Source organism: Streptomyces sp. NPDC047981 (assembly GCF_040653315.1).
In the GTDB taxonomy this organism is placed as follows: Bacteria; Actinomycetota; Actinomycetes; order Streptomycetales; family Streptomycetaceae; genus Streptomyces.
Genome location: NZ_JBEZNQ010000051.1, coordinates 1 through 14834, shown reverse-complemented (window position 1 = coordinate 14834; position 14834 = coordinate 1). Strand labels below are relative to the sequence as shown.

The following is a 14834-nucleotide window of genomic DNA, read 5'->3' as shown; positions in this document are numbered from 1 at the left end:
TGGACTTTCCTTCCTCTCCTCCTGTGGCCAGCGTTCGTATCGGACAGTCCCAGGAGGACGTTCAGCAACGCGTCGTCAGGGCCGTGGTGGACAGCCGCGTCAACATGCCGACCATGATCGAGGTCACCTTCACCGACACAGGATCGAACTTTCTGGCGGACTCGGGGATCACCTTCGGCAGCAGGATCGAGGTGGCGACCTCGTACAGCCGGGCCAGTGACCGTGTCGTGGTCGGAGCCGGCGAGGTCACCTCTGTCGAAGCGGACTGCTTCGACGGATCGGTGTTCACCATCGTCCGCGCCTACGACCGCAGCCACCTGCTCCAGCGCGGTTCTCGGGTGCGTGACTACATCAAGCAGAAGGACTCCGACATAGCCAAGCTCATCGCGGGAGAGGCCGGGCTGCCGATCGGCGAGATCAAGCAGACGACCGTGACGCATGAGCACCTGGGCCAGATGAACCAGACCGACTGGGAGTTCCTGACCTGGCGCTGCCGCGAGATCGGCTACGAGTTCGGTGTCGACCAGGGGAAGTTCTTCTTCCGGCCGGCGGCCACGGCGAAGGGCTCCGCTGTCAGGCTCGAGTTGTTGGGCAACCTGCGGACCTTCCGGCCGCGAATCACCGCCGGGAACATGGCACCGGAAGTCGAGATGCGCGTCTGGGACCCGTTGGAGGTCAAGGCCGTATCAACCCGGACGCGTACGGTGAACGATGTCGTCGACATCGGCGCGGAGGCCGCCGAGGCCATCAGCGGGGTCGCGGGCACGAAGAGGCCGACAGCGGCGCCGTCCGGCGCACCTTCGCAGGATCCTGCGCCTTCAGCCGACGGACGGATCCTGACCGACAGGGCCCCCGCGGCAGGCGGTGGATCCCTCAGCGCGGCCTCGCGTGCAGCGGTCGAAGGGCCGGCCCGCCGCCTGGCGGGCAGTTTCGCCGAGGCGCAGGCGGAGACGTGGGGGGACCCCGCGCTCCAGGCGGGCGCGACGGTGGAAGTCGTCGGAGTGCCGAAGCCGTTCGCGGGATCCTGGACCGTGGTGGCGGCCCAGCACGTCTTCGACCTCGCGGACGGCGGTTACCGCACCCGGCTGCAGCTGGGAAACGGGGAGGACCGCACGCTCCTCGGCCTGACGGCGGGCGACGGCGGGCTGCACTCGGCCCCGCGGGTGAACGGCCTGGTCTGTGGTGTGGTCACCGATGTCAATGACCCGTTGAAGAAGGGCCGGGTCAAGGTGAAGCTGCCCTGGCTGGCACCCAGCTACGTGACCGACTGGGCGCCCGTGGTCCAGGCCGCGGGAGGCCGGCGGGCCGGGGCGCTGCTGCTGCCCGAGGTCGAGGACCAGGTGCTGCTCGGTTTCGAGCTCGGCGATCCGCGGCGCCCGTACGTGGTGGGCGGTGTGCTGAGCAACGCCAGTACGTACAAGCTGAGCGGGCCCGCCGTGGAGGCGACCGGCGACACGGCCGAGGTGGTCCGCAGAGGCATCGTCTCGCCGGCGGGCAACATGCTGGAGTTCCACGACAAGGTGCCCGCGCCCAATCAGCCGCCGACCGCCTCCGCCATCGTCCTGGGCACCCAGGACGCCAGTCTCCGCCTGGCCATCGACCAGGTCGCGGGAACCCTCACGCTCAGCTGCGAGCCCAAGGCGCCGAACAGCAAGGCGGCGCAGGGGCAGATCAACATCGAGTGCGGCGCCGGCGGGACGGTCAACATCGCGGCGGGGCAGGGCGGCAAGGTCAGCATCGACGGCGGATCGTCGCTGGCGCTGAAGGCTCAGTCGTCCATCACCATCGAGAGCACCGGCACCGTCGCCATCAAGGGCTCCAAGATCGAACTCAACTGAGTCCACGGAGGACGACTGCCATGGACGGCGAAGACTTCATCGGAACGGGCTGGGCCTTTCCCCTGGGTGTGGGCGGCAAAGGCTCCGTCCGCATGGTCACCGGGAACGAGTTGCTCGAGCAGTCCATGCGGCTGATCCTCACCACGTACCCGGGCGAGCGTCCCATGCGGCCCGGTTTCGGCTCCCGCCTGCGTGACTACGTGTTCGCCGGCACCGATCCCGGCACGCTCGTCGAACTGAGCCACGAGGTGACCGCATCCCTGGCCGCCTGCGAGCCCCGCGTCACCGTAGAGGCGGTGGGGGTCGAGCCCGATCCGTACAACCCCACCCTGGTGAACATCGTGATCTCTTACACCGCCAAGGGGACCAACGACCCACGGAACATGGTCTTCCCCTTCTATTCCCTCCCGGACGAAGACAACTCTCCGGCCGACCAGGACGCAGGAGAGCAGTGATGGCGCTTCCCACCCCCGACCTCGACGACCGGAGCTTTCCGGACCTGATGGACGAAGCGCGGCGGCTGATCGCGCGCCGCTGCCCGGAGTGGACCGACCACAACCCCTCCGACCCCGGCATCACCCTGATCGAGGCGGTCGCGATGATGACCGACCAGATGCTGTACCGGCTGAACCAGGTGCCCGATCGGCTCTACGCCAAGTTCCTCGACCTCATCGGGCTACGCATGCTTCCGCCCGTCGCCGCCCGCACGGACATCACCTTCTGGACCACCACGCCGGTCACGGACACGCCCCTCCTCATCCGCAGGGGAACCCGGGCCGCCACCCTCCACACCGAAGGAGAGGAACCGGTCGCCTTCCGCACGGACGACGACATCACACTGGTTCCCGGACCCCTCGCGCACGTGCTCACGATGGTGGGCGCCGACGAGCGGCTGGACAACGTCGAGTACGGCAGCCACGGGCTGCACGCGCCGTTCCCCGCCTTCAGCGCGACACCGCAGGCCGGGGACGCACTTCTGCTCGGGCTGGAGAACGCGGTGCCGAGATGTGCCGTCCGGATCGAGTTCGACGGACGCGTCGACGGTGTCGGCGTCGACCCCGACGCCCCGCCGCTGGCGTGGGAGGCGTGGAACGGCTCCACCTGGACGGCGTGCGAAGTGTCCGCCGACGAGACGGGCGGCCTGAACCGGTCCGGCTGGGTCGTCATCCATGTCCCCGAGGACCACCGGACGGCCGTCCTGGCGGAACACAGCGCGGGCTGGCTACGCGCCCGCGCCCTCGAGCCGGTGGACGGAGCGCCCGGCTACACGGCGAGTCCGGTCGTGCACGGGCTGCATACGGCCACCGTGGGCGCGACGGTCGCGGCCACGAACGTGGAGGTCGTCGACGGAGAGGTCCTCGACGAGGCCGAGGGCGTCCCGGGCCAGCGGTTCGAGATCCCTCGCAGGCCTCTGCTCACTCCGTACGGAGACCCCGTGCTGGAGATCGCCCCCAGGGGCCACGAGACGGTCTGGGAGACCTGGACCAGGGTCGACCACTTCGCCAACAGCGGTCCTGAGGACCGGCACTTCGTCCTGGACGGGGCAGCGGGAGAAGCACGTCTGGGGCCCGCCGTACGTGAGGCCGACGGAACCCTGCGGCAGTACGGCGCCGTTCCCGCCGACGGGGCCACCGTCCGGATCCGGAACTTCGCGATCGGCGGCGGGGCACGAGGGAACGTGCCAGCCGGGGCCGTGCGGACACTGATGTCGTCGCTGCCGTTCATCGCCCGGATCGAGAACCGGCGGCCGGCCCGCGGCGGTGCCGACGGTGAGACCCTGGCCGAGGCCATGGCCCGCGGCCCGATGATGCTGCGCAGCAGCAACCGGGCCGTGACGGCGGAGGACTTCGAGACCCTGTCGCACGAGGCGGCTCCCGAGCTGGCGCGCATCAGGTGCCTGCCCAGCCAGGAGCACGGCAACGTGAAGCTGCTCGTCGTACCTTCCGCTCCGGTGGGGGAGCGGGTACGCCTGGAACACCTGATCCCCGCCCAGGAGACCCTCGACAGGGTGGCCCAGCGTCTGGACGAGGTACGGCTGGTGGGTACCCGCGTCATGGTCGAGCCCCCGCTGTACCGCGGCGTGACCGTGGTCACCCGGATCACGGCCCACCACCGGGCGGCGGCCGACCGGGTCCGCCGGGACGTCGAGGACGCCCTGTACCGCTTCCTCGACCCCCTGCCGGGCGGCGGCCCGCAGGGGAAGGGGTGGCCTTTCGGGCGGCCTGTTCAGGTGGGCGAGATCTTCGCCCTGCTCCAGCGCGTCGACGGGGTGGACATGGTGGACGACGTGCGGCTGTTCGCGGCCAATCCCGTCACGGGCGAACGGGGCCAGGAGACCAGGCGCATCGACCTTCCGGCGAACAGCCTGGTCATCTCCTACGACCACCACGTCCGCGTGGACGAGAACCGATGAGGGCCGCAGTCGAGGGGCTGGGCAGCCCCTACTCACTCGTCCAGCTGCTGCCCGCGGTCTACCAGGACGACCCGTTCACGGTGCGGCTCACGGCCGGCTGGGACGACGTGATCGCCCCTGTGATCAATACCCTCGACTGCATCGAGGCGTACGTCGACCCCTGGCTCACCCCGGCGGACTTCCTGGTCTGGCTGGCGGACCGAATGGGCACCCAGCTCGACGAGGACTGGCCCCTGGAACGCAAACGGGCGGCCACCGCACACGCGGTTCAGGGGCACAGGACGCGCGGCACGGTGGGAGGGCTCCGCTCCCGCGTCGCCCTCGCGGCGGGTGGCGAGGTCGAACTGCTCGACTCCGGAGGGGTGTTCACCTCCGCCGCACCCGAAACGCCCTTCCCGGAGGGGCTGCCGTCCGTAGCCGTCATCCGGATCATCGTCGAGCGTGAACAGGACGCCGACCTCGTCGACTTGGAGGCTCTGGTGCAGGAGTGCGTACCGGCACACGTGCCGTACCGCATGGAGGTGGTCCGCCGATGATCATTTGCCGTAGCTGTGGCGGACGGAACCGCGACAACCATGACTTCTGCGGGTCGTGCGGAGCCTTTCTCGAATGGTCCGGCGAGCGGTCGGCGCCGGAGATATCGGAGGAGGTCCAGGCGCAGGCCGACGCGGTGACCGACCGGCCGAAGCGCCCCTTGCTGAGCCGTTTGGTGCAGGGCGCGGCCAGGGCGATCTCGCCCCCTGTCACGGGTGACGCGGTGGAAGTACCCAACGGGTTCGGCGGCCTCGGCGGCCTCGGCGGTCTGGGTGGTCCTCCGCGTCCGGGCGGTCTGGGTGGTCCTCCGGGTTTGGGTGGTCCTCCTGGGCTGGGTGGTCCTCCGCGTCCTCCGGGGCTCGGTGGTCCTCCGGGTTTGGGTGGTCCTCCTGGGCTGGGTGGTCCTCCGCGTCCTCCGGGGCTGGGCGGTCCTCCGGGTTTGGGTGGTCCTCCGGGTTTGGGTGGTCCTCCTGGGCTGGGTGGTCCTCCGCGTCCTCCGGGGCTGGGCGGTCCTCCGGGTTTGGGTGGTCCTCCTGGGCTGGGTGGTCCTCCGCGTCCTCCGGGGCTCGGTGGTCCTCCCGGCCTGGGTGGTCCTCCGCGTCCTCCCGGTCTCGGTGACACCGACGAGGATGACAACTGGGGCGAGGACGACGACTGGGACGAGGATGCCTCGCCTGCTCGGGGCAATGCGGCAGGCCCGTCCATGGGCATGGGCGGGCTCGGCATGCCAGAAAGCCGGCCGGAGTCGAATGAGGACGACGACGAGGACGACTGGGACGACGAGGACGCCTGGGACGGCGAGGACGGCGAGGACGACGAGGACGACTGGGACGACGAGGACGCCTGGGACGGCGAGGACGACTGGGACGGCGAGGACGGCGAGGACGACGAGGACGATGAAGACGACGAGGACGATGAAGACGACGAGCGACACCCGTCGGCGTTTTCGGCGCGTCGCCCCGGGGACCCGTCGGAGCTGACGGTCCCCATACCGTCCGTCCGTCCGGAGGACGCCCGGGCCCGCGACGCCGCCCTCATCGCTCCGCTGCCCTCTGTCGCCCAGGACGAAGAGGACGACGAGGACTGGGACGACGAGCCGGACGCGGTGCTGCCCCAGGTCTCACAGGCACCCGTCCCGCGGCAGAACCACCAGACCGTCCGCTCCAACTCCATTCAGCCGGGACACCTGATCTGTGGGGGCTGCGGCCAGGGCAACACGCCCACGCGCCGGTTCTGCTCGCGATGCGGAGCCGAGCTGAGCGAGGCCGAGATCGCCGGAGCCCCGTGGTGGCACAGGCTGAAGCTGCGGCGCGGCCCACGGGTCGTCTCGCTGGGTACGGGAGCCGGCCGTACCGGATCCGGATCCGGAGCGGCACCCGGAGAGCGACGACGCCAGATCATGGTCAAGGCCAAGATCGTGGCAGGGGCGCTGGTCTGCCTTTCCTGCCTGTTGTACGCGTCCTACGCGCCGTTCAGAAACGAGGTCGACCGCCGGGTCAACACGGTCCGCGCAACCGTCATGGGGTTCATCGAGTCCCACTACTCCCCGGTCCGTCCCTCCACGGCCGATGCCAAGAACTCGGCCAAGGGGCACGGTCCCGAGAGTGTGATCGACCTGAACACCGCCACCTATTGGTCCAAGCCGTACGATCCCGTCGTCGCGCAGACCAAGGAGAGCGTCACCCTGACCATCAAGTTCGACCGCCTGGTCAAGCTGGATCAGATGATTGTCACGTCAGGTGTCGCTGATGCCTTCACCGACCATGGCAGGCCCCGTGTCCTCCTGCTGAGGTTCACGAACGAGAAGACGGCGATGATCACGCTCAGTGACAGCGCGAAGCCGCAGAAATTCGCGTTGAACGGTGCGACGGCCATCAACTCCGTGCAGATCACAGTGGTGGATGTCTTTCCGTCGAAGAAGAACAAGGATGTGGCCATCTCGGAGCTGGAGTTCTTCTCGCTTCTCTCGTGATCCTGTGACCCCAGGACGGGGGAGAGGCGACGACGATGGGAGGTGGTCCGGTGACGTCAAGGGTCGAACGCTTCACCCTGGACGGGGTTCAGCCGCAGGAATGGGAGCGACGCTGGGAGGAGGTCTTCTCCGCCACACACGTGGACACCCGCATCCGGTTGACGCCCGGCCGCCCGGGCAGAGCGTTCCGCGCGTCCGTGCGCCGGGTCCACGTCGACGACCTCGCCCTGGTCGACACCCGGTGCGACCCGTGCACGGGCTTCCGTGGCAGTGGGCAGATCCAGGGGAGTGCCGCTGACCACGTCATCGTGGTGTTCACCCGCTCCGGCCGGGAAACGGTGGCGCAGGGCGGTGATGTCAAGGAACTGCGCCGTGGCGCGGGCGCGCTCTGGGACAGCGCTCGCGCGACCCGGTTCCAGGTCGTCGAGCCCCTGGTCAAGCGCAGCCTCGTGATCCCGCGGAGCGCGCTGCGCGAGGTCGGCGGACCCAGAGGCCCCGTCCGGGGCATCCTGGACCAGGCCGAGCCGGCCACCCGCTTGCTCGTCGACTATCTCGGCGTACTCGCCGACACGGTGCACGAGTTGCCGCCGGCGGCGGAGGCGTCGGCCCGTGACGCCGCGCTCCACCTCGTCTCCGCGGCACTGGGCACCGACCACGACCAGCCGGGCCGCCTGGCGTCCGGAGGGTCGGTTCCGTCGCGGCTGCGGCGCGCGGCCATCGTGCGATGGATCGACCGCAACCTCACGCGTCCCGACCTCACGCCCCCGGTGATCGCCCGGGCACACGCCCTCTCGGTGCGGACCCTGCACCGCCTCTTCGAGGAGAGTGGGGAGAGCGTCGCGGAGGTCGTTCGGGCCCGCCGGCTCGCCCGTGCCCGTGCGGAGCTGATCACAGGCGAGGAGCCCGTCTCCGTGATCGCCGCACGCTGGGGTTTCGCCGACCCGAGCCACTTCACCCGGGCGTTCGGCGCCGCGTACGGGACCACGCCGTCGCACTACCGGACGGACAGGCGGGCCCGGCGGGCCTTGTCGTCGAGCGGCCAGAAGCTGGCACGCAGAGTCGAGCCGCGCGGCGTGAGGGAGGTGAGGATCGACGCAACTGACCGACGAGAGGCGGACGACTGATGGTGCGCGAGGACGTGGAATTCGATGCGCAGGGCGCGACGCTGCGAGGCTGGTTCTATCCCGCTGCCGGCTCTGAGCGCCGCGAGGCCGAGGGCCACAAGGCTCCCTGCGTAGTGCTCCAGCACGGCTTCTCGGCCGTCAAGGAGATGGGACTCGACACGTACGCGGAGGTGTTCCAGGCAGCGGGTCTCAGCGCGCTCGCCTACGACCATCCCGGACTGGGCGCGAGCGATCCGCTGCCGGGCTCCCCGCGCCAGGAGATCGACCCCTGGCAGCAGATTCGATGCATCCAGCACGCGATCACCTACGCCCAGAGCCGGGACGACGTCGACCCGGAGCACATCGGACTGTGGGGCTCCAGCCTCGGTGGCGGCAACGCGTTCGTCGCCGCCGCGATCGACCGGCGGGTGCGTGCCGTGGTCAGCCAGGTACCGATGATCAGCGGTGCGGTGACCGCCGATATCAAGGGGCTGGACGACTTCTTCAGCGCGGAGCGTCTGGCCCGTGCGGCCGGCACCCCGCCCAGCCTGATCCCCGTGGTCGCGGAGGACCCGACCGCGCCGGCGGCACTGCCCACGCCCGATGCCTGGGCCTGGTACACGCGGACGGGCGAGGGCTCGCGGTGGCGGAACGAGATCACCCTCACCTCGGCGGAACTCATCCACAGTTTCGAGCCTGCCATGTATCTGCCGCTGATCGCCCCGACACCGCTGCTGATGATCGTGGCACCGCACGACGGGACCACGCCGGGCGCGGGCGCCACGATCGCCTACGAGACCGCCGCGCATCCCAAGAAGCTGGAGCTCATCCCGGGCGGGCACTTCGACGCCTACGACGGTGAGGTGTTCCGCCTGTCGTCCGAGAAGGCACGCGACTGGTTCACCGAGCACCTGAGTGCCTGGAGCTGATCGCAGCTGCCGCTGCCTGCCGCCCTCACCATGTGCGGGAGAGCGGCGGCGCGGGAACGACGCCGGGGCTCGAGAACTCCCGGCCACCGACCCAAGGGACAACGGGCCCCGGCGAGGGTGTTCAGCGGGCCCTGGCGAGGGTGTACACGCGTCCGCCCGGCAGCGCGGCGACGCCCACGCCGGTGGCCGCCAACGGGCGGTGGTACGGGCCGGTGAGCATGCTGAACGCCGCCCACTTGCCAGTCGTCGGGCGGGTGGTGTGCCAGGCGTTGCCGTCGAGGCCGGCGGCGACGAGCTGGGCTGTTCCGTCGGGCAGTGCGGCGATCGACACGGCTGTGGCGCGCATCGGGTCCTGTGGCTTCCACTCCGGGTTCCCCCAGGGAGAGAAGACGCCGTTCCGGTCGCGGGTGATGTGCCAGACCCTGCCGTCGAGGCCGATCGCCGCGATCTGGACGGAGCGGTCGGCCATACCGGTGATGCTGAGGTCGTAGCCGGCGAAGACGGGCCCGCCGACGCCGGGGACGGTCGTCCAGCCGGGCTTCTCCCACGCCCCGTCCGCCATCCGCTCGGTCACGCGCATGGCGCCGTTCTGGCCGTACGCGAGTACCTTGACGGAGTTGTCCGGGAGCCCGGCGACGGCGACGTCCTTGGCCTTGAACACCTGTCCTGTGCCGTCCGCCACGCCGGCCCAGCCCGCCTCCTGCCACGACCCGCCCGGGCGGCGCAGCGTGTGGAGCAGGTTGCCGTCCCTGTCGACGGCGACGGCGTGCATCGTGCCGTCGGGCGTTCCGGCGGCGGCGAGGGGACCGCCGTTGAACCTCTGGTCCACGGCGTCGCTGTTGACGCGGTTCCAGCCCTGCCAGGTGCCGTTCGTGAACCGGATGTTGTGGTACATCCGGTTGTCGAGACCGTAGGCGAGGAGCTGGAGCGATCCGTCGGGCATCGCGGCCACGGCCCGCTCGCCCCCCGCGAACTCGGGGGAGGTGTAGGCGCCGGGAAGTGTCCGGGCGGCGTCCCAGCTGCCGTCTGCGCCACGCTCCGCGCCCATCAGTGTGCCGGGAGCCGTGGTCGGGGTGTTGTTGGCGATGATCGCCCGGCTCACGTCACCGCTGCCGATCAGTGAGCCGTCGGCCCGGCGGCCGCTCATGTCGACGTAGTCGATCTGCACCACGTTCGTGTTGCCGGCGATGAACGAGTGGCGCCACTCGCCCTCCAGCTTCGCGAGCAGCCGGGTGTTGTGCTCGCGAGCCACCTTGAGCATGTAGGGCACGCCGTCGGGCTTGTAGTTCATGCCATGGGTGACGACGTCGAACAGGGCGCCGGGGATGGCGAGTGTGGAGTCGACGGCTCCCGACAGCACGAAAAGTCTGTTCGGATCACCATAGTCCGTGGACAGGACCTGGTGCATGCGGTTGATAGCCGTACCGCTGATCTTGTCGATCGCGGGGTTCCGGGTCGGGTTCTTGAGCGCCTCCAGGACGAGCCCGCCCCAGTCCTGGTTCTCGACGTAGCTGTCGCGGCCCTCGGCCCAGCCGCCCGGCCAGGACCAGGGCTCGGAGGTGGTCGACTTGGTGTCGAGCAGCACCACGTTGGCGCCCGCGGCCACGAACTGGTTGTACGTCGACCTGGGCGACAGCGCGTTCCTGTCGGCGAAGCGCCCGGTACCGATCGCCTGGCCCAACAGCCGGACCGCCTCCGTGTTGGCGCCCGGGTCGTCCGCGGGGGCGGAGGTCCTCAGCTCGATCGTCACGATCTCCGTGGGGTGGTCGCGTATCCATGCCGCGACATCGTTGATCTCGCCCTTGCGGCCGGTGGCGGGGTCGTCGAAGAACAGTCCGCCCATGGGACCGCCGTGGTAGGTGAACCACTTGCCGTTCTGCTTGCACACACGGAGATCCAGGTAGCGCGAGCCGTTCTCGAGCTGCGTCTTGATCGGAGACATCTGCGTGATCGAGATCGCGGCGGCGAGCTGCGGATGGTCCTTCGCCGGCGTCGCGTTGGAGGCGGTGTCGCAGACCCCCGACGTGTCGGTGATGCTCCACGATCCGGCGTCATGGCTGCCCGGCATGACGATCTTGTTCAGAGGTCGGTCGCCGATGACCTCGCGGACCTGGTCCATCCAGCGCGGAAGGACGACAGCGGCCTGGTCGATGGCGCGCGGGCCGGCTGCGGCCGAAGCGGCGGGCGCGGCGGCGGTTCCCGGGGCGACGGCGAAGGAGAGCAGCGCGGCGAGAGCCGCGCCCGTCAGGCCCATGGAGCCTTGGCGGCGGCGCGAAGAGCTGAGAAAGGTCATGTAATCGACTGTCCGTCCACTACGTCGTGTCGTCGTGCGTACTGACGCCGGTCATCGAAAAGACCTGCCGCCCAGGGAGACGCGATGGGCGGCAGGCGGGAGGCGCGCTCCCGTGCTCGGGAAGGTAACGCACGTTCACTCGGCGAGAGAACGACCCAAGAAGCCTATTGAACACAGCAGTTGGAAGTCTGCCCGATCGGGCACTGGGTGGGTCCGCCCCCTTGTTCCGGAAAAGATCCGTCGGACGTCGGCGGTCCTGAGGCCGATCCTTTGGAGGACACCTGACAATGGATCTTGATGGTTCAGGGAGGATGTCCAGGTGGGACGCAGGTCTCCGTATCTCGAGGAGTTCAGGAAGGACGCAGTCGCGCTCAGCCATGCCGCTGCCGGGAAGATGACGTGCCCGGACGCCGTGACACGGGCGGCGAGGCGGACGAGCTGGCCCGGCTGCGGGCGGGGAACGCCCGGCTGCTGAAGCCGAGAAAGAGCGGCACCTGGAGCGCGACATCCCGCGCCGGGCGGCCGCGTATGTCACGCGGGAGGTGAGGGAGCCCTCGCCGCAGGGCTTCATCTCCGACAATCGCGCCGACTTCGGCGTCAAGCGGATCTGCCGGGTGCTCGAAGCGCCCCGCGCCGGCTACTACGCCATCTGGCCACCGGGCAGGCCCGCGCCGAGCGCCAGGCCGAGGAGAAGCGGACCGGGGCCGAGATCCGAACCATCCACGCCCAGCACGGCGGGCCTACGGTGCCCCGCGCGTCCATGCCGAGCCGCAGATGAGGGGGGCGGGGATCAACCGCAAGCGCGTGACCTGGCTGATGCGGGTCGACGACAACCCCACCGACCGGATCCGTGCGGACGAGCCGTAGCACTCGATGAAACACCGCGAGCAATGGCATGAACGTGCAGGTCATCGCTCGGCCCGACGCCACAATCTCTGGTTCTCCCGGGCGATACCCGGCTGCACCCACGACTGCACCCACGACTTGACCGCAGCCCGGGCTGGGCTTTCCCCGGTGTCGGTACGCCCTCGCTGCGTAGGCATCGAGTATCGAGAGGGGGTCGAGCAGACAGCCGTGCGGCAGGCGGTCCTCGATCGACGGCCCTGGGGGCTGTCCTTCAGCGCCCGAGCAACCGTGCCGTGGAGCAGGACCCCGAGGCTGTGGTGCGGTGGCATCAGGAGACGTGGCCGGAGATCCGCGCGAGGGCGAGGGCCGAGGGCGGTGAGATCCTGTTCGGCATCCGCTTCGACCAGGATATTGGCCGCACTTGGGGTGGAGAGGGCAGGACACTCGCAGTGGTGCGGCGGAGCGGGAACCGGTTCTCGGTGAACGTGATGTCGGCGATCAGCACCAAGGGCTGGATGCACTTCATGGTCTTCCCCGAGAGCTTCACCGCTGCGGTGATGTGCCGCTTCCTGGACCGGTATGCAGGCCACGTCGACCACAAGGTCCATCTCGTGGTCGACGGGCTCTCCGTCCACTGCTTCAAGAAGGTCCGCGACTGGCTCGCCGCCCCTGATGCTGTCGAACTGCACTTCTTCCCCGGCGTCCTTGCCCGAGCTGAACCCCGACGAGCTGGTCAACGCCGACCTCAAGCACGGCCTGCCCAGGCAGCATCACCCCCGCGGCCAGGCCGAACTCGCCGTCGAGACCCGCTGCTTCTTCCGCAGACGCCAGCGCCGGGCACACATCGTCCGCGGCTACTGCGGTGGCACATATCCGTTACGTCCTGGGCGTGAGAACCCCATGGGTTTCGGATCGACATGGCCGCCGCGACCGAGTTCGGTCTCTGCGTTCGAAGTGCTGGTGGACCATGCGGCACTGCTGGTGGTTGTCCTTCGTGGGGCGTGCGATGTTCCTATGGCGTTGATCCCGTGCTGCCTCGGCATCACCGGAATGGGGTGGGGGTCGGAGCATCGGCAAGCCCCTCCGGGCTTCAGCTGCGGAGGGGGTGGCCGCTGGATCGGAAGCGGTTGGCATTGTTCCTGTGGCCGCGGTGATTTCCGGTGATCGTGTGGTGTGTAGGGGTGCTACTTCTTTCCTTTCGGGATGCCGGGGAGGGTGGTGATGTCTTTGCCGAGCCCGGCCTGGGTAAGTACCTCGTCCCGGTTGTCCCTCACATACGGCGCCACCTGACGGGCTTCGACGTCCAGGCGCAGGCGCTGTCCCAGCCCCGCCACCCAATTCTTCAGGGTCCTGCTCGGGTGCTGGTACTCATTGGCGATGTCGGTGATGTTGAGGGCGGGGTGGCGGAGGAGGGTGACGATGACCTGCTTGTCGCGTGGGGTGAGGCCTGCGACTTTTCCGGAGGGGATGGTGAGGGTGGCGATGTCGCTGCTGGTGAGCCCGGCCTGGCGAAGTGCCTCGTCCGGGTTGTCCCGCACATGCGCCATCACCTCACCGGCTGTGCCGGGCACGCGCAGGCTCCGTCCCAGCCCCGCCACCCAGTCCTCCAGGGTCCTGCTCGGGTGCTGGTACTGCTTGGCGAGGTCGGTGATGTTGAGGGTGGGGTGGCGGAGGAGGGTGGCGATGACCTGCTTGTCGCGTGGGGTGGGGCCTGCGACTTTTCCGGAGGGGATGGTGAGGGTGGTGATGTCGCTGATGTCGAGCCCGGCCTGGCGAAGTGCCTCGTCCGGGTTGTCCCGCACATACGTCACCACATCACCGGCTGTGCCGGGCACGCGCAGGTTTTTTCCCAGCCCCGCCACCCAATTCTTCAGGGTCTGCCCCGGTTGCCCGTAGTGCCTGGCGATGTCGGTGATGTTGAGGGTTCGGTGGTGGAGGAGGGTGGCGATGACCTGCTTGTCGCGTGGGGTGGGGCCTGCGACTTCTCCGGTGGGGATGGTGAGGGTGGCGATGTCGCTGCTGGTGAGCCCGGCCTGGCGAAGTGCCTCGTCCGGGTTGTCCCGCACATGTGCCATCACCTCACCGGCTGTGCCGGGCACGCGAAGGCTCAGTCCCAGCCCCGCCACCCAGTCCTCCAGGGTGCGCCTTGGGTGCTGGTACTTGTTGGCGAGGTCGGTGATGTTGAGGGTGGGGTGGTGGAGGAGGGTGGCGATGACCTGCTTGTCGCGTGGGGTGGGGCCTGCGACTTCTCCGGAGGGGATGGTGAGGGTGGTGATGTCGCTGATGTCGAGCCCGGCCTGGCGAAGTGCCTCGTCCGGGTTGTCCCGCACATGTGCCATCACCTCACCGGCTGTGCCGGGCACGCGCAGGTTTTTTCCCAGCCTCTCCACCCACTGTTTCAGGGTCTGCTTCGGGTGCCGGTACTCATTGGCGAGGTCGGTGATGTTGAGGGTTCGGTGGTGGAGGAGGGTGGCGATGACCTGCTTGTCGCGTTCGTCCAGGATTTTGGGGCAGGGGGTTTCGTAGGGGGCGAGGTCGTTGGCTCGTTTCCCGATCATGCCCACGGCGACCGCGTCCATGTGATCACGGATATACCGCAGTGTCTGCGCATTGGTCGTCCCGGAGTCCAGCCCCAGCTGAGAAGTCCTCTGTTGCAGCCAACTATTCAGGGTCTTCGGGTCCATGTTCATGTGCCGGGCGGTATCGGCGATACTGCCTGCGGGTGCGGCGTTGATGCCCGCGAGGATCTGCTCGTCCTTCTCCCGTGTCCGCTTGCTGGAGGGCCGGGGGTCGTGGAGGACGACAGCCGGAAGATCCGTGTCGGCCTTGCGCTTACGCGGCCGTCCGGAGGGCCCCGGCACCGGATCGCCGCCGGCCGTATCCGGTGCGAACACATCCAGGTTCAC

At 69.1% G+C, this 14834-nt stretch carries 10 protein-coding genes and 1 pseudogene; 9 read left to right on the top strand and 2 right to left on the bottom strand.

Going from position 1 to position 14834, the window contains the following annotated elements:
- The first annotated feature begins 23 nt into the window (after positions 1-23).
- From AB0E14_RS26600 to AB0E14_RS26570, 7 genes are all read left to right on the top strand, one after another.
- The gene (locus AB0E14_RS26600) at positions 24-1838 is read left to right on the top strand and encodes a VgrG-related protein (protein WP_362423098.1); all 1815 of its coding nucleotides are present in this window, start codon (positions 24-26) and stop codon (positions 1836-1838) included.
- 20 nt (positions 1839-1858) lie between these two features.
- Positions 1859-2293, top strand: coding sequence for a GPW/gp25 family protein (locus tag AB0E14_RS26595; protein WP_362423095.1), 435 nt, complete (start codon positions 1859-1861; stop codon positions 2291-2293).
- Positions 2293-4251 carry a putative baseplate assembly protein gene (locus AB0E14_RS26590; protein ID WP_362423092.1) on the top strand — a complete coding sequence of 653 codons (1959 nt, stop codon included), beginning with the start codon at positions 2293-2295 and terminating at the stop codon, positions 4249-4251. The genes AB0E14_RS26595 and AB0E14_RS26590 overlap by 1 nt, the downstream gene beginning before the upstream one ends.
- Positions 4248-4787, top strand: coding sequence for a phage tail protein (locus AB0E14_RS26585; RefSeq protein WP_362423089.1), 540 nt, complete (start codon positions 4248-4250; stop codon positions 4785-4787). Before AB0E14_RS26590 ends, AB0E14_RS26585 begins: the two co-directional genes overlap by 4 nt.
- Before the next feature lie 722 nt (positions 4788-5509).
- Positions 5510-6757 (top strand): hypothetical protein, encoded by a 1248-nt coding sequence (locus AB0E14_RS26580; RefSeq protein WP_362423086.1) that lies wholly within the window; start codon positions 5510-5512, stop codon positions 6755-6757.
- 50 nt (positions 6758-6807) lie between these two features.
- Positions 6808-7881 (top strand): helix-turn-helix domain-containing protein, encoded by a 1074-nt coding sequence (locus AB0E14_RS26575; RefSeq protein WP_362423083.1) that lies wholly within the window; start codon positions 6808-6810, stop codon positions 7879-7881.
- Positions 7881-8789, top strand: coding sequence for an alpha/beta hydrolase (locus AB0E14_RS26570; RefSeq protein ID WP_362423080.1), 909 nt, complete (start codon positions 7881-7883; stop codon positions 8787-8789). The genes AB0E14_RS26575 and AB0E14_RS26570 overlap by 1 nt, the downstream gene beginning before the upstream one ends.
- Before the next feature lie 121 nt (positions 8790-8910).
- Here the strand turns inward: AB0E14_RS26570 and AB0E14_RS26565 are convergent, their stop codons facing one another.
- Positions 8911-11082 carry a hypothetical protein gene (locus AB0E14_RS26565; RefSeq protein ID WP_362423077.1) on the bottom strand — a complete coding sequence of 724 codons (2172 nt, stop codon included), beginning with the start codon at positions 11080-11082 and terminating at the stop codon, positions 8911-8913.
- A 319-nt stretch (positions 11083-11401) separates the two neighbouring features.
- Between AB0E14_RS26565 and AB0E14_RS26560 the strand changes: the two are divergent.
- A pseudogene (locus tag AB0E14_RS26560) lies at positions 11402-11907 on the top strand (IS3 family transposase); the annotation flags it as partial.
- 314 nt (positions 11908-12221) lie between these two features.
- Positions 12222-12821 carry a transposase gene (locus tag AB0E14_RS26555; protein ID WP_362423074.1) on the top strand — a complete coding sequence of 200 codons (600 nt, stop codon included), beginning with the start codon at positions 12222-12224 and terminating at the stop codon, positions 12819-12821.
- 291 nt (positions 12822-13112) lie between these two features.
- Here the strand turns inward: AB0E14_RS26555 and AB0E14_RS26550 are convergent.
- Positions 13113-14834, bottom strand: a 1722-nt coding sequence (locus tag AB0E14_RS26550; protein ID WP_362423072.1) for a hypothetical protein, incomplete at its 5' end; no start/stop codon positions are given.

Coding starts and splice junctions, on each gene's coding strand:
- AB0E14_RS26595 (WP_362423095.1), top strand. CDS start 1,859: ATGGACGGCGAAGACTTCATCGGAACGGGCTGGGCCTTTCCCCTGGGT.
- AB0E14_RS26590 (WP_362423092.1), top strand. CDS start 2,293: ATGGCGCTTCCCACCCCCGACCTCGACGACCGGAGCTTTCCGGACCTG.
- AB0E14_RS26585 (WP_362423089.1), top strand. CDS start 4,248: ATGAGGGCCGCAGTCGAGGGGCTGGGCAGCCCCTACTCACTCGTCCAG.
- AB0E14_RS26580 (WP_362423086.1), top strand. CDS start 5,510: ATGCCAGAAAGCCGGCCGGAGTCGAATGAGGACGACGACGAGGACGAC.
- AB0E14_RS26570 (WP_362423080.1), top strand. CDS start 7,881: ATGGTGCGCGAGGACGTGGAATTCGATGCGCAGGGCGCGACGCTGCGA.
- AB0E14_RS26565 (WP_362423077.1), bottom strand. CDS start 11,082: ATGACCTTTCTCAGCTCTTCGCGCCGCCGCCAAGGCTCCATGGGCCTG.